Annotated in this window: 15 protein-coding genes; 4 read left to right on the top strand and 11 right to left on the bottom strand. The window is 71.6% G+C overall.

Annotated elements, in window-relative coordinates:
• Nucleotides 1-7: 7 nt before the first annotated feature.
• From IE95_RS0103810 to hisC, 4 genes are all read right to left on the bottom strand, one after another.
• On the bottom strand, nucleotides 8-1,030 hold the full coding sequence (locus tag IE95_RS0103810) for an alpha-ketoacid dehydrogenase subunit beta (protein WP_030150304.1): 1,023 nt from the start codon (nucleotides 1,028-1,030) through the stop codon (nucleotides 8-10).
• Nucleotides 1,027-2,322: a pyruvate dehydrogenase (acetyl-transferring) E1 component subunit alpha gene (pdhA, locus tag IE95_RS0103815; RefSeq protein ID WP_420819386.1), complete on the bottom strand. Its 1,296-nt coding sequence runs from the start codon at nucleotides 2,320-2,322 to the stop codon at nucleotides 1,027-1,029. The genes IE95_RS0103810 and pdhA overlap by 4 nt, the downstream gene beginning before the upstream one ends.
• 326 nt (nucleotides 2,323-2,648) lie before the next feature.
• A complete protein-coding gene (locus IE95_RS0103820) occupies nucleotides 2,649-2,930 on the bottom strand; it encodes a DUF805 domain-containing protein (protein ID WP_206053320.1) in 282 nt (93 codons plus the stop codon).
• 50 nt (nucleotides 2,931-2,980) lie between these two features.
• The gene (gene hisC / locus IE95_RS0103825) at nucleotides 2,981-4,078 is read right to left on the bottom strand and encodes a histidinol-phosphate transaminase (RefSeq protein ID WP_240666328.1); all 1,098 of its coding nucleotides are present in this window, start codon (nucleotides 4,076-4,078) and stop codon (nucleotides 2,981-2,983) included.
• Between the two features lie 126 nt (nucleotides 4,079-4,204).
• Here hisC and IE95_RS0103830 point away from each other — a divergent pair, with 126 nt between their 5' ends.
• Nucleotides 4,205-4,594, top strand: coding sequence for a phage holin family protein (locus IE95_RS0103830; protein WP_030150308.1), 390 nt, complete (start codon nucleotides 4,205-4,207; stop codon nucleotides 4,592-4,594).
• Nucleotides 4,595-4,649: 55 nt separating this feature from the next.
• Here the strand turns inward: IE95_RS0103830 and IE95_RS0103835 are convergent, their stop codons facing one another.
• A complete protein-coding gene (locus IE95_RS0103835; RefSeq protein ID WP_030150309.1) occupies nucleotides 4,650-6,155 on the bottom strand; it encodes an alpha/beta fold hydrolase in 1,506 nt (501 codons plus the stop codon).
• Nucleotides 6,152-6,451, bottom strand: a complete 300-nt coding sequence (locus IE95_RS0103840; RefSeq protein WP_030150310.1) for a hypothetical protein — start codon at nucleotides 6,449-6,451, stop codon at nucleotides 6,152-6,154. Before IE95_RS0103840 ends, IE95_RS0103835 begins: the two co-directional genes overlap by 4 nt.
• A gap of 212 nt (nucleotides 6,452-6,663) precedes the next feature.
• On the opposite strand from IE95_RS0103840, the gene purB reads away from it, so the two are divergent.
• Nucleotides 6,664-8,136 carry an adenylosuccinate lyase gene (gene purB / locus IE95_RS0103845; RefSeq protein ID WP_051702688.1) on the top strand — a complete coding sequence of 491 codons (1,473 nt, stop codon included), beginning with the start codon at nucleotides 6,664-6,666 and terminating at the stop codon, nucleotides 8,134-8,136.
• 93 nt (nucleotides 8,137-8,229) lie between these two features.
• Here the strand turns inward: purB and IE95_RS0103850 are convergent, their stop codons facing one another.
• Genes IE95_RS0103850 through IE95_RS0103865 form a run of 4 tightly spaced genes read right to left on the bottom strand, consistent with a single transcriptional unit; the run spans nucleotide 8,230 to nucleotide 11,570 of the window.
• Nucleotides 8,230-9,453, bottom strand: coding sequence for a hypothetical protein (locus IE95_RS0103850; protein WP_030150312.1), 1,224 nt, complete (start codon nucleotides 9,451-9,453; stop codon nucleotides 8,230-8,232).
• A complete protein-coding gene (locus tag IE95_RS18635) occupies nucleotides 9,450-10,064 on the bottom strand; it encodes an ATP-binding cassette domain-containing protein (protein ID WP_051702689.1) in 615 nt (204 codons plus the stop codon). The genes IE95_RS0103850 and IE95_RS18635 overlap by 4 nt, the downstream gene beginning before the upstream one ends.
• Complete coding sequence (locus IE95_RS0103860; protein ID WP_129429552.1) at nucleotides 10,061-11,002, bottom strand: hypothetical protein; 942 nt, start codon at nucleotides 11,000-11,002, stop codon at nucleotides 10,061-10,063. Before IE95_RS0103860 ends, IE95_RS18635 begins: the two co-directional genes overlap by 4 nt.
• Before the next feature lie 55 nt (nucleotides 11,003-11,057).
• A complete protein-coding gene (locus IE95_RS0103865) occupies nucleotides 11,058-11,570 on the bottom strand; it encodes a hypothetical protein (RefSeq protein WP_036570826.1) in 513 nt (170 codons plus the stop codon).
• 334 nt (nucleotides 11,571-11,904) lie between these two features.
• Here IE95_RS0103865 and IE95_RS0103875 point away from each other — a divergent pair, with 334 nt between their 5' ends.
• Nucleotides 11,905-13,581 (top strand): glycoside hydrolase family 10-like protein, encoded by a 1,677-nt coding sequence (locus IE95_RS0103875; RefSeq protein WP_240666326.1) that lies wholly within the window; start codon nucleotides 11,905-11,907, stop codon nucleotides 13,579-13,581.
• 71 nt (nucleotides 13,582-13,652) lie between these two features.
• Here the strand turns inward: IE95_RS0103875 and IE95_RS0103880 are convergent, their stop codons facing one another.
• Nucleotides 13,653-15,020: an FAD-binding oxidoreductase gene (locus tag IE95_RS0103880; protein ID WP_051702691.1), complete on the bottom strand. Its 1,368-nt coding sequence runs from the start codon at nucleotides 15,018-15,020 to the stop codon at nucleotides 13,653-13,655.
• A gap of 214 nt (nucleotides 15,021-15,234) precedes the next feature.
• Between IE95_RS0103880 and IE95_RS0103885 the strand changes: the two genes are divergently transcribed.
• Nucleotides 15,235-16,698 (top strand): DUF2252 domain-containing protein, encoded by a 1,464-nt coding sequence (locus IE95_RS0103885; RefSeq protein WP_084689818.1) that lies wholly within the window; start codon nucleotides 15,235-15,237, stop codon nucleotides 16,696-16,698.
• The last annotated feature ends 86 nt before the right edge of the window (nucleotides 16,699-16,784 follow it).

The raw sequence follows: 16,784 nt of genomic DNA on the forward strand, positions 1-16,784 counted from the left end.
GCCGGGGCTAGAACGCCATGGCGCGGTCGACCGCGTCGAGGACCCGGTCGAGGCTCGGCAGGTACTCGTGCTCGAGCTTCGCGACGGGGTACGGCGTGTGGAAGCCGCCCACGCGCAGCACGGGCGACTCGAGCGCGTAGAAGCACTCCTCGGTCACGCGTGCGGCGATCTCGGCGCCCGAGCCGAGGAACGTCGCGGCCTCGTGCACGACGACGCAGCGACCGGTCCGGCGGACCGACGCGACGACGGTCGCGGTGTCGAGCGGCGAGATGGTGCGCAGGTCGACGACCTCGATGCTCGTGCCCTCGGCGGCGGCCGCGGCCGCGGCCTTGAGCGCGGTCGGGACCGTGGGGCCGTACGCGACGAGCGTGAGGTCCGTGCCCTCGCGCACCACGACCGCGGAGTTGAGGGTCGAGTCGCCGACGGGTCCGTCGAGCACGACGTCGCCCTTGTCCCAGTAGCGTCCCTTGGGCTCGAAGAACAGCACGGGGTCCGGGGACGCGACGGCCTCGCGAAGCATCGTGTACGCGTCCTGCGGCGTCGACGGCGAGACGACGCGCAGCCCGGGGGTGTGCGCGAACAGGGCCTCGGGGCTCTCGCTGTGGTGCTCGACCGCGCCGATCCCGCCGCCGAACGGCACCCGGATGACCACGGGCAGGTTGAGACGCCCGCGCGAGCGGTAGTGCATCTTGGCGAGCTGCGTCGTGATCTGGTCGTAGGCCGGGAAGATGAAGCCGTCGAACTGGATCTCGCACACGGGCCGGTACCCGCGCAGCGCGAGGCCGATCGCGGTCCCGACGATGCCGGACTCGGCGAGCGGGGTGTCGACCACGCGGTCCTCGCCGAAGCTCGCCTGGAGCCCGTCGGTCACGCGGAAGACGCCGCCGAGCCTCCCGATGTCCTCACCCATGAGCAGGACCTTGGGGTCGCCCGCGAGCGAGGCGCGCAGCCCCTCGTTGATGGCCTTGCCGAGCGTGAGGCGGACCGCTCCGGTCGCCGCGGCGGGTGCGGTGGTGGTCGGCGCGCTCATCGTGCTCCTCCGTGCTGGTCGTGCGTCCTCGAGGCTCCCTCGTCCGTGAAGGACGCCTCGTACTCCTCGAACCACCGGCGCTCGGCCGTGACGACCGCGTGCTCGGTCGCGTACACGTGCTCGAACATCGACTCGGTCGACGGGCGGCCCAGCCCGCGGACGAACGTCCGCAGGCGTTCGCCGAGCGCGTCGCCCTCGGCCTCGAGGTCCGCGGCCCACCGCTCGTCCCAGGCGCCCTCGACCTCCAGGAGGAGGCGCAGTCGGTCGATCGGGTCCCGACGGCGCCACAGCTCCTCCTGCTCGGAGGTGCGGTAGCGCGTGGGGTCGTCCGAGGTCGTGTGGGCGCCCATGCGGTACGTGTACGCCTCGATGAACGTGGGGCCTCCGCCCGAGCGCGCACGCTCGAGGGCCTCGGCCGTCGCGGCGTAGCACGCGAGGACGTCGTTGCCGTCGACCCGCAGGCTCGGGATGCCGAAGCCGTGGGCGCGCTGGTGGATCGGCACGCGCGACTGCTTGGTCGTGGGCTCGGAGATGGCCCACTGGTTGTTCTGGCAGAAGAACACGACCGGCGACTCGTTGACCGCGGCGAACACGAGGGCCTCGTTCACGTCGCCCTGGGACGTGGCGCCGTCGCCGAAGTACGTCACGACCGCGGTGTCCTTGGTCGCGTCGCCCGTGCCGACGAGGCCGTCGCGCTGGACGCCCATCGCGTAGCCCGTCGCGTGCAGCGTGTGCGAGCCGATCACGAGCGTGTAGAGGTGGAAGTTGTGCTCGTCCGGGTCCCAGCCGCCGTGGTCGATGCCGCGGAACTGGCGCAGGACGTCCGCGACGTCGACGCCGCGCGTCCAGGCGACCCCGTGCTCACGGTAGGACGGGAAGACGTAGTCCTGCGGGGCGAGCGCCCGGCCCGAGCCGATCTGCGCGGCCTCCTGGCCGAGCGCCTGCGGGAAGAGCCCGAGCTCGCCCTGACGCTGCAGCGAGGTCGACTCGTCGTCGAAGCGGCGGGTCAGGACCATGTCGCGGTACAGGCCGCGCAAGGCGTCGGCGTCCAGGTGGGCGACGCGCTCGCGGTAGGCCGCGTTCTCCGGGGTCACGACCCGCGCACCGGTCGGGGTCAGGAGCTGGAGGAGGTCCGCGTCGACGGGGAGCGTCGCCCCGGTGTCCGTCGCATCGGCGGTGCCGGTGTCCGTCGTGCCGGTGTCCGTCGTGCCGGGGTCGGTCGAGGCCGCCAGGGGACCGCCGGCCGGCTCGGCTGCGAGGTCGGCCGCGGGGGCCGTGTGCTGCTGCTTCACGCGTTCTCCTTCGGTGCGGCCCGGGGCGTGAGCCCGGGTCGCTCGGGGGCGGTCCTCGGCCGTTCCCGACCGAACCTACGACAACCTACGACACCGTAGCTTACGCAAGCGTAGGCTACGAGTCCGTAACCTCCATCGCCACGGGAGGACAAACGTTGCCCGCTCATCTTTAGAGGTTCCCTCCAACCCGGCGTCCACGTCACGCCACGAACCACGGCGTCACGGGCAGAACGGTTGGCGCAACCCCTCAGAAGCCGGAGGCCACCCCTGCCCCCAGGTCACGTGCCCCGCGCGCAGACACCTGTCCGCACGACGAGACACCGAGGTCAGCCCGGCGGGTACTGGCCCGTGTACCCGGCCCGCGCACGCAACGCGTCCCGCTCGCGGATCACCGGCCACGTCGAGAACGCGAACACCAGGAACATCACGACGTTCAGCAGCGGCACGAGCCCCACGAGGACCCACCACCCCGAGTAGCCGGCCTTGCGGATGATCTGGATGTAGGCGATCAGGAAGATGATCGCGACGGCCGCCCAGACGATCAGGGCCGCCGTGCCGAAGAGCCAGCCGTAGTCGTCCTGGAGCTGGTCGTACGAGGGAGTGTCCATACCGGGAGTCTCGTCCGGGCCGGACACCTCGGCAACAGGGACCGGTGCCGCTACCGCCAGCCCGCCGCGACCCTCAGGAACGCCTCGGTCGCCTCCTCCTCGCCCACGCTCACCCGGATGCCCTCACCCGCGAAAGGGCGCACCAGCAGACCCGCGGCCGACGCGCCCGCGGCGAGCTCCGCCGTCGGGCCGCCGAGCGGGAACCACACGAAGTTCGCCTGCGTCTCCGGCAGGTCCCACCCCTGGTCGCGCAGTCCCTCGACCAGGCGCTCGCGCCGCGCGACCAGGTGCTCGACGCGCTCGAGCAGCTCGTCCTTGACCGACAGCGCCGCGAGCGCCGCGCGCTGGGCCACGTGCGAGACGCCGAACGGCGTCGAGACCGCACGGATGCCTGCCGCGAGCGCCGGCTCGGCGACCGCGTAGCCGACGCGCAGCCCCGCCAGCCCGTACGCCTTGGACAGCGTGCGCAGCAGCACCACGTTGGGGTGCGCCGCGAGGACCGCGAGGCCGTCGGGCGCCTGCGTGTCGCGCACGAACTCCAGGTAGGCCTCGTCGAGGACGACCAGGACGTCGGACGGGACCGCCGCGAGGAACGCGTCGAGCTCGCCCTGGTGCACCACGGGTCCCGTGGGGTTGTTGGGCGTGCAGACCAGGACGACGCGCGTGCGGTCGCTGATCGCCGCGGCCATCGCGGGCAGGTCGAGCCGACCGTCCCGGGTCACCGGGACACGCACCGACGTGCCGCCCGCGACCGCGACCGCGATCGGGTACGCCTCGAACGAGCGCCACGGGTAGACGACCTCGTCGCCCGCCTCCACGACGGCCGACAGGACGTGCGCGAGCACCGCCACCGAGCCGTTGCCCACGACGACCTGCGCCGCGCCGACGCCCAGGTCGGCCGCGAGCGCCTCCGTCAGGTCGGTCGCGTACATGTCCGGGTAGCGGTTGGTGTCCGCGGCGGCGTCGACGATCGCCGCGACGACCGCGGCGGGCGGCGGGTACGGGTTCTCGTTGGACGACAGCTTGAACGCGCTCGACCCGGGCGCCAGGCGCGCACCCGGCACGTACGCGGGCAGCGCGGCGACGGCGGCACGGAGCGGGACGCCTGCGGCGGGGGGCGTGGGCACGGAGGGCGCGGGGCTGGTCACGCCCTCCAGGATGCCACCGCCCCTCGCTGCCCGACGGCGTCGCTCACCTCGTGAGCGGGGTGCGGCATCGCGCGGAGACCGCGTGTGCGGCACCGACCCGCGGTAGCCGGTGGCAGGATGGCACGCATGAGCTTCGTCATCCGCGTCATCGTCACCGGCATCGCGATCTGGCTCACGAGCCTGTTCATCGACGACCACTTCTCGATCGTCGGCTCCGACACCGTCGGCGGCCAGATCGTGATCGTCCTCGCCGTGGCCCTCATCTACTCGCTGGTCAACGCGATCATCAAGCCGATCGTGCAGATCATCTCGATCCCCCTCTACATCCTCACGCTGGGCCTGTTCACGCTCGTCGTGAACGCCCTCATGCTGATGCTCACGGCGTGGATCACCGAGCAGACCGACTGGGGCATCCGGATCGAGGGCGGGTTCTGGTGGGCGCTGCTCGCCGCGCTCGTCATCGGCGTCCTGAACTTCCTCATCTCCGCGGTCGTCGCGCCCAAGTCGCGGGTCTGACCCGGCCGGGCCAGGCCTCGACCAAGGGTCATGACGGGGTGACGGCTCTGCAGGGTCACGGCGGCGCGACCGGCAGCGGGACGAGGGTCCCTCGGAAGTAGCGCGCCTCGACGCGGTCACCCGAGACGGCCTTCTCGAGCGCGTCGAGGTTGTCCATGAGGCCCGGGTGCCCGACCTCCCGGGCCCGGCTCAGGACGTCGACGTGGAACGGCACGCTGTGCGGGACGCCCTCCGTCCGGGGTGCGCCCGGTGCGTCGAGGTCTGCCCGGACCGTGACCCGGTCCGGGCCGACCGGGTTGTCGGTGCCGTCGAGCTGCGAGACGCCCTCCTGCTCGTTCTCGACGTGCGTGGCGCGGACACCCGCGGGCAGGGCCGCCAGCCCGACCGGCGCACCGGCCGTCAGAACCTGCCGGACGTCGTAGCGGGGCACTGTCCCTGCCGCGCCGGAGGCACCGGACGCCGCCGCCGCGACGGCCATCGCGACCATGCCGCCCTGCGAGTGGCCGACGAGCACGACCTCCTCCCCCTCGGGGATGCCGGCCTGACGCATGGCGTCGAGCACGTGCGCGGTGCTGTCCGCTGCCTCGCCCTGCACCAGGTCGAAGTTCGACGTCATGCTGAACGGCGTCGTCGGGTTCCCGAGCTGGGTCCCGGGCACCGTCACGACCCAGGTGGCCCGCTGGTCGTCGCCGACGTACTTCTCGACCGAGACGACCGAGTCCGGGAGGTCGTTCCCCGTGCCGTAGACCACGTCGATCCCGGACAGGAGGTCCTCGGCGCTGCGCGCCACGGGCTTGTCGAACCCGTCAGGCAGTGCGTCGCCGGTCAGCTCGGTCGTCTCGACCCCCGGCTCGAACAACCGGCGGTAGGACTGCGACACGCCGCGCAGCACACCGGCCGCGTCCTGGACGGTCGCCCCACGGAACCACCCGCCGAGGGCGCTGAGCCCTCGACCGGCCGCGCCGATCCCGACGAGCGCGCTCGTACCCCGCACGACCTCGTCGTGGTACGCTCCGGACCCCGTGACCAGACGCCCCGGCTGCATCCCCTGCCCCGCCCCCATCCCCTTCCCGACGTCGAAGACCCCGGCCGCCAGCACCACACCCACACCGAGCCCGGGCACCGTCGCGAGCCACGAGACGAAGCCCTCGGCCCCCGACTCGCCCTCCTCGTAGATCCCGGCGGCCTTCCGCAGCCGGTCGAACAGCCCCAGGAGCACCTCGCGCGCCAGGACCAGGGCGTCGGTGTACGCCACGGTCTCGTCGAGCAGCACGGAGCGGGCCGCGACGACCTCGGGCGGGACGGGGGCCCACGCCGACGTCCCGGGACCGAGGGCCCCGTAGCACGCGGCCAACCCGCCGCCCCAGCGCACCGAGGACTGCGGCGCGTCCACGAGGCCGCTGACCAGCCCGTACGCACGCCGGCTCTCGTCGAGGGCGGCCTCGACGTGCAGCGCGGCCTCGAGGACGGTGGCGGCGGCCGCGATCAGATCGGCCGTCTCGACCCGGGTCACTCCGCCGGAGACGACGATCCCCGCGGTCGGGTCCGGTGAGCGGCTCATCGCAGGCTCGCCTCGGCGTTCGCGGCCTCGACCGTCCGGACGTACCGTGCCGCCGCCCCCACCGCACGGTCGGCGGCACGGTCGGTCCGGTACAGCTCGTGGACGGCCTCGACGACGAGGTCGCGGTACCCGTCCGACGCCTGCCCCTCCCACGCGACGTCCGCGGTCCGGCGGACCAACCCGATGGCCTCGGCGGCGAGGTCGGCCGCGCGGCGCAGCTCGGGTCGCGGATCGACCACGTCGAGGGCGAGGGACCAGCCGGACGTGGCGCCGGGGAGGGAGAAAGAGGTCGACATGCGCACGACCGTAGGGACCTCCGACAGGGTCCCGCTGGGCCGGCGACCGGGTCTGTGGGCACAGGCTCCGCACCCCGGTCCTGTGCACGGCCCCGTCGCCCGAGCACGCGGTGACCGTCCTCCGAGCAGGCGGTGGGCGGCGACGCGCACCCAGCGGTGGACGACCGCGAGACGCTCGCTCCGCCGTCGGGCCACCGTGGGAGAATGGCGCCATGCCTACGGACTCCGCCGACTCCGCCGCGCCTGTGACCACCCCGCAGCGCGCCACGCTCGCCGACATCACCCCTCCCATCGCCCTGGGCCCGCTCGACGGGCGCTACCGCGGTGCCGTCGCGCCCCTGGTCGACCACCTGAGCGAGGCCGCGCTCAACCGCGAGCGCCTCCACGTCGAGGTCGAGTGGCTCATCGCCCTCACCGAGGGCCCCGTGGTCCCGGGCGCGCCCACGCTGAGCGACGCCGAGAAGGCGTACCTGCGCGCGATCGTCACCGACTTCGACGCCGCGGGCATCGCCGAGCTGGGCGAGATCGAGCGCGTCACGGTGCACGACGTCAAGGCGATCGAGTACTACATCAAGCGTCGCCTCGAGGCCGCGCCGGGCGTGCTGGGCGAGGGCACGGTCCTGCCGTCGGCGGGCGAGCTGGTGCACTTCGCGTGCACGAGCGAGGACATCAACAACCTGTCGTACGCGCTCATGGTGCAGGGCGCGGTGCGCGACGTGTGGCTGCCCGCCGCGACGGCCCTCGCGGACCAGCTCGCCGAGATGGCCCGCGAGCACGCGGCCGTCCCGCTGCTGAGCCGCACCCACGGCCAGCCCGCGACGCCGTCGACGCTCGGGAAGGAGCTCGCGGTGCTCGCGCACCGCCTGCGCCGCCAGCTGCGCCGCATCGAGGGCGCCGAGTACCTCGGCAAGCTCAACGGCGCGACGGGCACCTACGGCGCGCACACGGTCGCCGTCCCGGGAGTCGACTGGCCCGCGGTCTCGAAGTCGTTCGTCACCGGGCTGGGGCTGACCTGGAACCCGCTGACGACGCAGATCGAGTCGCACGACTGGCAGGCCGAGCTCTACAGCGACATGGCCCGCTTCAACCGCATCCTCCACAACCTCAGCACCGACGTGTGGACGTACATCTCGCTCGGCTTCTTCAAGCAGATCCCGGTGCCGGGCGCGACGGGGTCCTCGACCATGCCGCACAAGGTCAACCCGATCCGCTTCGAGAACGCCGAGGCGAACCTCGAGATCTCCTGCGCGCTGCTCGACACGCTCGCCTCGACGCTCGTGACCTCGCGCCTGCAGCGCGACCTCACGGACTCGACGACGCAGCGCAACATCGGCCCGGCGTTCGGCCACTCGCTGCTCGCGGTGGACAACGTCTCGCGCGGGCTGCGCGCCCTCGCGGTCAACGCGGACCTGCTCGCCGCGGACCTCGACGCCAACTGGGAGGTGCTCGGCGAGCCCATCCAGTCGGCCATGCGCGCGGCCTCGGTCGCGGGCGTCCCCGGCATGGAGAACCCGTACGAGCGCCTCAAGGACCTCACGCGCGGACACCGCCTCACGGGCGAGGAGATGCGGGAGTTCGTCCAGGGCCTCGGCCTGCCCGACGACGTCACGCGCCGCCTCGTCGACCTCACCCCGGGCACGTACACGGGCATCGCGGAGCGCCTGGTGGGCGACTACCTGGAATGAGTCCGCTCCGAGCAGCGCTGAGACGTGAGGAGGCGCCCCCGGATCCGACTGGATCGGGGGCGCCTCCCTCACGTCTCAGCCGTCCGGCGCTCGCTACTGGAACTCGCGGTTCGCCCGCAAGAGCGTCAGGACGTCCCGTCGGGTCCACGGGCGGATCACGAACAGGGTCACGAACACCCCGAGAAGGCAGAGCACGACCAGCAGGACCGCCATGCTGAGCAAGGCCCTGACCGTGCCCGCGGTGGCACCGAACAGAAGCAACGACCCCAGCCATGCCGCCGCCGTCGCCACAAGGAACGGCGTCACCAACGACCGCGCGAGCCGTCCGGAGTAGAGCCGGCGGATCTCGTGCTCAGAGATCTGCCAGTGCTTCAGCGTCCCGATGTCCCGACGGCTCAAGGACATGTACGAGCGCCAGCTCAGGACGAAGTGCAACCCGACACCGACGATCAAGGCCAGCCCCAAGGCCAGCCCCAGGAGCCGCTGTGTAGCGAGGCCGGACTCGATCTCGTCGAAGGCCTGGAGGGCGTAGCTCACCGCGTACCCCCGCTCCTCGAGGAGCCCGGCGACCCTCCTCACGTCGTTCAGCTCCGGCACGTCGACGTAGACCGCCTCGACGAGCGGGACCATGGGCAGCTCACCCGACTGGTAGGCGCTCTCGATCGCGGTGCGATCACGGTCGAACATCGTCTCGGCAACACGCCAATAGGTGTCCGAGGTGACGTAGGTGAGAGAGTCGATCCGCCCGCCTTCCAGATACTTCACCTTGAGGGGGTCGATCGTGTGCCCGGGTTTGAGCTCCATCTCCACGAGCTCGTCGCTCACCATGCCGTCGCTGCCCTCTGCGGCGACCACGGGAATGGCCACCAAGAGAGGCCCGGACGACGGGTTGGTCGAGTAGCCGAAGCCATCCTTCATGCCGTCGATCCCGATCAGCCCTCCCGCCTCCGGGTCGATGCCGATGAGCGCGACTGGTTCGTCGGCCCCTGCGACGAGTCCTGCCCCCAGCGCCCATCGGGGAGAGACGGTCGTCGTGCCGGGGAGCCCGTCGGCTCCGACGACGACCGAGCGCACGTCCTCGACGTCTGCCGGGACGAGCGTCTGCAGCGCAGGCCCCTGGAGCCGATGCGTCACAGAGATCACGTGCAGGTTCGAGTTCGCGTCGAAGTTGGTGCGCTTGACGTCGGCCTGGTGCTGCAGCACGAGGAGGACCGCCACGCACAGGACGAGGACCGCAGAGAGCAGCATCGTCGAGACACGCAGGTACCCCCGGGCCTTGGTGACGACGGGGGTGAGCGTCGGGTCCGGGCGCTTCATGGTTCCTCGAATCGTGCGTTCTTGATGGTCAGACGACGAAACCCGCCGCGGATCGTCGACAGGTCCCGCTCGTGCGTGACCACGACGATCGTCCGTCCTGCGCGCAGGGACCAGAGCGCGTCGTAGACGTCGCGCGCGCTGTCCGGATCCAGGTGGGCCACCGGCTCGTCGAGCAGGAGGACGCGAGGATCGCTCAACAACGTCCCGGCGAGCTCGACACGGCGTCGTTCTCCCCCGGACATGAACGACACCCGATCATCCTCGCGTCCCGCGAGCCCTAGTCGTGCCAGCGCGTCGTGGACCGAGACCTGCGAGTCACGCGCTCCTGCGCGACCCGGACGCAACCCGAGGGAACGCGCACGCAGGTTCTGTCCGACAGTGAGCTCGCTGAAGAGCAGCTCGTCCTGCATCAGGTACTCCACCGGTCCTCCGGCGAGCACGCGTCCTGACGTCGGCGTGACGTAGCCCGCCGCGATGTTGAGGACAGTGGACTTGCCGGCCCCGGACGGGGCCTGGAGCACGTACGGCTCGCCGGGTTCGAACGTGAAGCAGACGTCGTCGAGCACGCGCCGGCCACCGAAGGCCATCCCGACGTGTTCCAGCGCGATCACGGGAGATTCTCCTCGGGGAGGGTGACGCTGCCCGTCCGCAGGTGGACCACCAGGCCGTCAGGTCCTGGTGCGAAATCGACGATGTCGCCTTCGACGACGGTGCGTTGCTCACCTGAGGCGAGGTCGACCGCGACGAGCACGAGGTTCTCCGCGGTGGTCTGCAGGGCGTAGAGGCGGTCGGCGGCCTCGTCGACGTAGCAGTAGAGATCGCACTCCGGTGCGTCGGGGCCTAGCCCGAAGTCGCCGTCGACGATCAGTCGCCCCTGTGTCGCGAACAGGGCGCCGTCCTCCAGTCCGGTCGAGACCACGACAGGAGAGGCGGTCTCGTCGCTCGGCAGGACGGAACTGAGCGTGAAGGAGTCGCTCGGCTCGTCGTACGAGGTGAACCACAACAGACCATCGACGAGCGCGCCTCCCGCGACGTTCCCGGTGATCTGCGGCAGCTCGCGCAGCTCAGCGTCACGGAGCACCGCCACCGTCGAGTCCTCGACCGCGCCGTCCGGGCCGTAGTCGTTGATGAGGAAGTACTCGTCGGCCCCGTCCGTCGCCAACGGGAAGACACCCCGGTCAGCGACCGTCAGCACCGATCTCAGCTCGGTGTCCGTCCGGCGAACGATCTCGAAGTCTCCGCCGAGGCTGCTGCCGACAGTCATGAGGTCGCTGTCCCTCGTCGGGAAGGCGTACCCGAAGCTCTGCTCGCGCTCGTCCTCCTCGACCACACCGAGTTCGGCGTCGAAGACGACCAGCTTGTTCTTGTATCGGTCGAGAAGGAAGACCTCTCCGTCTGTGAGCGAAGAGGGAAGATCGACCACTGCCTCTGGCTGAGGGGCGGCCTGCTCCGACGCGCTGCACCCTGCCAACAGAATCACGCCGGGAATCACCCACGCAGCGCGGAGAATTCTAGGCAACCAAGCCCCCATCCCGATGTTCTTGACCACTCGACAACCGGTCGGGCCGGGGTGCGACACCCCGGCCCGACCGATCACCCGACGATCAGGCAGCCGCCGCGATCTGCCAGTTGCGCGCGTCGCCCTTGAACTTCACGAAGGCCGTGTTCGACAGACTCACGGTCCCGAAGCGGTAGTCGGCGGCAGGCATGGCGACCATGTTGGAGCGGTACGAGGCGGTGCGCGCCCCGTTCGTGTTGGACCAGTACTTCGTCTGGCTCACGTACTGCCAGCTCGAACCGCCACCGACACCGACCGAGTCGGCGCCCGCGGAGACGGAGAAGTTCGCCGAATTGCGCATGCTCGCGCCACCGGTCCACGTGGCCTTGATCTGCGCGACGGACTGGGTTCCCGCAACCTTGGCGGTGACCTGGTAGTCCCACTTGCGAGCGCCACCGGTCGTGGCCCCTCCGTCGTACCAGACATCAGCGGTGAGTTTCCCGTAAGGCGTGTTCAACGGCTTGCTGTCCTGCCACGCCGACGCCGGGGCTGCCGTCACCAGCATTCCCCCCAGACCCAGGACGGTGGCGGTGGCGAGCACCATCAGCTTTCGCAGCATTGCGAATCCCCTCTGCCGCCTCCCCCCCTTGGAGATGTCCGGCAGATCGGAAACCTACTGGAATTCCCAAAGCGGGGCAAGCGTCGTATTTCACACCGCCCTCCTACGGCCCGCCCGGACCCGCCCGCACGGACAGGCGCCCGCCGCCGCTCGACTGTCCGGACCGCACGTGCACTCGCACTCGCACTCGCGACAGCGACAGCGACAGCGACAGCGACAGCGACAGCGACAGCGACAGCGACAGCGACAGCGACAGCGACCATGGCGGAATCCTTCACAAATGGAAAGAAGTGTGAAATTCTCTTCCATGCATCGGACCCGTACCAACGGAGGCATGGACATGACGCACCACCCGAACGACCCCACCGCGGTCGCCCCCGCTCCCACCACCCCCTCGCCCGAGACCACCGGCCTCGGTCGCCGCGGCTTCCTCACGCTCGCGACCGCCGGCATCGCGGCCAGCACGCTGAGCGTGACGATCGGCTCGCTCTCCCCCGCCGCGGCCGCGACCGCACCCGCCCCGGCGACGGGAGCGACGCCGTCGGGCCCTGCGCCGCGCAAGCGCGAGCTGCGCGCGATGTGGATCTCGAGCGTCGTCAACATCGACTGGCCCTCGGCCGCCGGGCTGAGCGCCGAGCAGCAGAAGGCCGAGTACCTGCACTGGCTCGACGTCGCCGAGCAGTACCGGCTCAACGCCGTGTTCGTGCAGGTCCGGCCCACGGCCGACGCGTTCTGGCCCAGCCCCTACGAGCCGTGGTCGCAGTACCTCACGGGCACCCAGGGCAAGGACCCCGGCTACGACCCGCTCGCGTTCGTCGTCGAGGAGTCGCACAAGCGCAACATCGAGATCCACGCCTGGTACAACCCGTACCGCGTCTCGATGCAGGCCGACCCCGCCCAGCTCGTGCCCGAGCACCCCGCCCGCCAGCACCCCGACTGGGTGTGGGCGTACGGAGGCAAGCTCTACTTCGACCCCGGCCTGCCCGAGGCGCAGGAGCACATCCAGCGCGCGATCCTGCACTCGGTCGAGAACTACGACCTCGACGGCGTGCACTTCGACGACTACTTCTACCCCTACGCGGTCGCAGGCCAGACCATCCCCGACGCACACACCTACGCGACGCACGGCGCGGGCTTCGCGACCGTCGAGGAGTGGCGCCGCCACAACGTCGACACGTTCGTGCAGTCCATCTCGCAGCGCATCAAGCAGGTCAAGCCGTGGGTCAAGTTCGGGATCAGCCCGTTCGGGATCTGGCGCAACGCCTCGACCGACCCGCGCGGCTCGGCGACCAACGGCTCGCAGTCGTACGACATGCAGTTCGCCGACACGCGCAAGTGGGTCACCGAGGGGTGGCTCGACTACATCAACCCGCAGATCTACTGGCAGATCGGGCTCGCCGTCGCGGACTACGCGAAGCTCGTGCCCTGGTGGGCCGAGGTCGCGGCCCAGTCCGGCACACAGCTCTTCATCGGCGAGGCGCTCTACAAGGTCACCTCGGGGGTCTTCACCGACCCGGCCGAGATGTCGAACCACCTGACGTTCAGCCAGCAGGTCGACGCCGAGGTCGGGCCCGTGCTCGGCAACGTCTACTTCTCGGCCAAGCACGTCCCCGCCGACCCGCAGGGCTCCATGAGCCGCGTGCTCGAGGACCACTACCGGCACCCGGCACTCGTGCCCGCCTCCCCGAAGCTGCCCGCGCAGCCGCTGCGCACCCCGGTCCTCGCGTGGGCCGGATGGCGCGACGACGGCGTCCGCGTCCACTGGACCGACGCCGGCGGACGCCGCTTCCCCGCGACGTCGTTCGCGATCTACCGCGTCGACGGCTGGGTCAAGAAGGTCGACGTCGAGAACCCCGCGCACCTCGTCGCGACGCAGCGCGCCGAGGGGCGGATCCTGCAGGACTACCTCGACGAGACCGCGCTGCGCGGCAAGAAGTACACCTACGTCGTCACCGCGCTCGACCGCCTGTGGAACGAGTCGCGACCCAGCGAGGTCCGCTGGTCGGTCTGACCCTGACGGTTCCGCTCCGCGGTGCCGAGGGAGCACGGTGCTCCCTCGGCACCGGCGGCTGGCCGGGCCGCTCAGGCCGGCAACGCGAACCTCCCGTCGGGGTCGATCTCGCGACGCACGGTCGCGAGGTGCGCCTGGTCGGCGGGCGACCACAGGTCGACCGGCGCCGCCTGGCTGATCGTGCCGGCGAAGTTGGCCTGGGTGCGACCGAGCGACCAGGGCTGCGTCGCTTCGAGGAGGCCGTTGATCGCCGCGGGCACGGCGGTCTCGAACAGCTCGGGGACGGGCAGGCCGATCGTGAAGAGCGCGAACGCGGCGTCTCGTCCCGTCACCGAGTCGGGGCCGTTCGTGCCGTCGGCGAGCGCCCCGCCGAGGTGGCGGATCTCGGTCATCATGAGCGGGGTCTGCGTCTGCGGTCCTGCGACCGCGAGCACCGCCTCGGCGGTCTGCGGCTCGAACGTGTGCAGCAGGGTCGACCCGTCGATGAACGGCATGGGCTCGGTCGGGTCGGCGTGCACTCCCCCGATCGCCGCGTAGGGGATCTCGGCGATCGTGTCCATGAGGATCGGGACCGTGGTCCGCAGGGGGGCGATGGCGCTCTCGACCTCGGCCAACGGCCGGGTCGAGGCCACGCGGACGTTCGCGACGTACTGGCCGCGCAGGGGCTCGGGCAGGAACTCGAGCGGTGGCAGGCGTAGCAGAGCGATCGAGGTCGTGATGTCGGACGGCGCGCTCGGGACCCACTCCGCGTAGGCCCGGAAGAGCGTCGCGGCGTCGTCCCCGAGGGCGAAGAAGTTCCCGCCTGTCACCTTCTCGAGGTTCAGCAGCCGGACGGTCACCGAGGTGACGACGCCCAGGCCCCACTTGCCGCCGCGCAGCGCCCGCAGGATCTCCGGGTGGTGCTCGTCGTCGACGTGGAGCAGGGTGCCGTCGCCCGTGACGACGTCGGCGGCGACGAGGTAGCTCGACCCGAAGCCGACCTCGCGCGCGAGGGGGCCGATCCCGCCGCCGAGGAGGAAGCCGACGGCTCCCACGTCGGGCGAGGACCCGGTGACGGCCGCGAGCCCGAGGGGCGTGACGACGTCGAGCACGTCCTTCCACCGGGAACCGGCGGCGATGCGGGCCGTGCGTGCGGGCTGGTCGACCTCGACGCCGGTCAGGCCGGCGGTGCTCACGGCGATTCCGCCCTCGATCCCGCGGGCGAACCCGTGTCCTGTGCTGAACACGGTGACGGGCAGCCCGAAGCGCTGGGCGGTGCGCACGGTCGCCTGGACGTCGTCGGCGGACGTGGCGTGGACGACGTAGTCGGGCCGGTGCTCGACGGCGACGTTCATGCCGGAGAGCCTGGCGTCGGGGTCGGTGCCGGCGAGGACCCGGCCGGTCACGCCCTGTGCGAGCGCGGCGAGCACGACGTCCTGCGTGGTCTCGTGGGCAGTCATGGAAGTCCCTCTCGGACGGTGGGGAGCGCGGAGCAGCGCTACCACAGAGAGAGGGTTGGGAGCGCTCCCGGTGACACGTCCGCCGAAGGTGACCGAACTGTCCGCCGACGGTGACGCCCGCAGGCACCCACGGTGACGCTCCGCCGCGCCCACGGTGACCGCACGCGCCATGATGAGCGAGGGCGCCCGCACGCCCCGGACCCGAGGAGCGACGATGCCCCAGCACGCGACGGACCAGGCCCCGACCCTGCCCCCCACCCGGCCCGACGGCCGCCCACCCCTGCGCGGGACGCCTCCCCCCGAACAGCGCAAGGAGGAGGGGCGCGCCGCACGCGCCCTCCTGCACCGCCGCGCGACCGCCTCGTGGGGTCCCGCCGCCGACCGCCGCGACCCCGTCGCGATCCTCCAGGCCCAGAACGCGAGCCGCGTCCCCGAGCTCGTCCCGCTGCGCATGGGCCGCATGGCCGCCACGCCGTTCACGTTCTACCGCGGTGCCGCGGCCGTCATGGCGGCCGACCTCGGCACCGGGCCCAGGACGGGGCTGACCGTCCAGCTCTGCGGTGACGCGCACCTCGCGAACTTCGGGGGCTTCGCGTCCCCCGAGCGCTCGCTCGTGTTCGACGTCAACGACTTCGACGAGACGCACCGCGGACCCTTCGAGTGGGACGTGCAACGCCTCGTCGCGAGCCTCGAGATCGCGGGCCGGCACCGAGGCATGTCGCACCACGAGCGCGAGCGGATCGTGCTGGGGGCGGGGCGCGCCTACCGCGAGACCCTGCGGACGTTCGCCGACCTGGGGCACCTCGACCTGTGGCACGTGCAGCTCCGCGGCGACGAGATCGTCGACAGGTGGCGCGGCTCGGTCCCGCCCGCCGTCATGGACAACCTCCGCAGGGCCCTGCGGAAGGCGCGCACGAAGGACCGGCAGAAGGCACGCCGTCGCCTCACGGTCCTCCACGACGACGGCGAGCTGCGCTTCCAGAGCAACCCGCCCCTGCTCGTGCCCGTCCGCGACCTCTTCAGCGCGGACGAGCGGGCGCGCCTCCTGGGCGTCGTGACCACGGCCCTCGCGGCGTACGGCGACTCGCTCACCGGCGCCCGCCGCATCCTGCTCGAGCGCTACCGCCTCGTCGACCTGGCGCGGCGCGTGGTCGGGGTCGGGAGCGTCGGGACGCGCTGCTGGGTCGCGCTGCTCGTGGGCCGGGACAACGACGACCCCCTGTTCCTGCAGGTCAAGGAGGCCGAGCCGTCGGTGCTCGAGCCGTACACCTCGGCGAGCCCCTACCCCGAGAACGGGCGGCGCGTGGTCGAGGGGCAGCGGCTCCTGCAGGCGACGAGCGACGCCCTGCTCGGCTGGAACACCGTGCACGGCGCCGACGACCGACGGCACGACTACTACTTCCGCCAGCTCTGGGACTGGAAGGTCTCGGCCGACCTCGAGACCATGCTCCCGGTCGCCATGGCCGCGTACGCGCAGATGTGTGCGTGGGTCCTCGCGCGCGGCCACGCCCGCTCGGGCGACGCGCTCGCGATCAGCGCGTACCTCGGCAAGGGCGACGTCGCGGACCGCTCGTTCGCCGAGTTCGCGACGCGCTACGCGGACCAGAACGCCCTGGACCACCGGGCCCTCGTGGACGCGATCGCCGCGGGGGACGTGGAGGCGGTCCGGGGCGTCTGACGCCCCGGACCGCCTCGCCCCCTGCCCGACGGCGCCGCCCACCCTGCGCGGACGTGTCCCGTCAGTCCGTGGCCGGGGCGTGTCAC

The organism is Oerskovia turbata (genome assembly GCF_000718325.1).
GTDB classification, from domain to species: domain Bacteria; phylum Actinomycetota; class Actinomycetes; order Actinomycetales; family Cellulomonadaceae; genus Oerskovia; species Oerskovia turbata.

Coding starts and splice junctions, on each gene's coding strand:
- IE95_RS0103835 (WP_030150309.1), bottom strand. CDS start 6,155: ATGAGCCGCTCACCGGACCCGACCGCGGGGATCGTCGTCTCCGGCGGA.
- IE95_RS0103830 (WP_030150308.1), top strand. CDS start 4,205: ATGAGCTTCGTCATCCGCGTCATCGTCACCGGCATCGCGATCTGGCTC.
- IE95_RS0103820 (WP_206053320.1), bottom strand. CDS start 2,930: ATGGACACTCCCTCGTACGACCAGCTCCAGGACGACTACGGCTGGCTC.
- purB (WP_051702688.1), top strand. CDS start 6,664: ATGCCTACGGACTCCGCCGACTCCGCCGCGCCTGTGACCACCCCGCAG.
- IE95_RS0103850 (WP_030150312.1), bottom strand. CDS start 9,453: ATGAAGCGCCCGGACCCGACGCTCACCCCCGTCGTCACCAAGGCCCGG.
- IE95_RS0103885 (WP_084689818.1), top strand. CDS start 15,235: ATGCCCCAGCACGCGACGGACCAGGCCCCGACCCTGCCCCCCACCCGG.
- IE95_RS0103865 (WP_036570826.1), bottom strand. CDS start 11,570: ATGCTGCGAAAGCTGATGGTGCTCGCCACCGCCACCGTCCTGGGTCTG.
- IE95_RS0103875 (WP_240666326.1), top strand. CDS start 11,905: ATGGACATGACGCACCACCCGAACGACCCCACCGCGGTCGCCCCCGCT.
- IE95_RS0103810 (WP_030150304.1), bottom strand. CDS start 1,030: ATGAGCGCGCCGACCACCACCGCACCCGCCGCGGCGACCGGAGCGGTC.
- IE95_RS0103840 (WP_030150310.1), bottom strand. CDS start 6,451: ATGTCGACCTCTTTCTCCCTCCCCGGCGCCACGTCCGGCTGGTCCCTC.
- IE95_RS0103880 (WP_051702691.1), bottom strand. CDS start 15,020: ATGACTGCCCACGAGACCACGCAGGACGTCGTGCTCGCCGCGCTCGCA.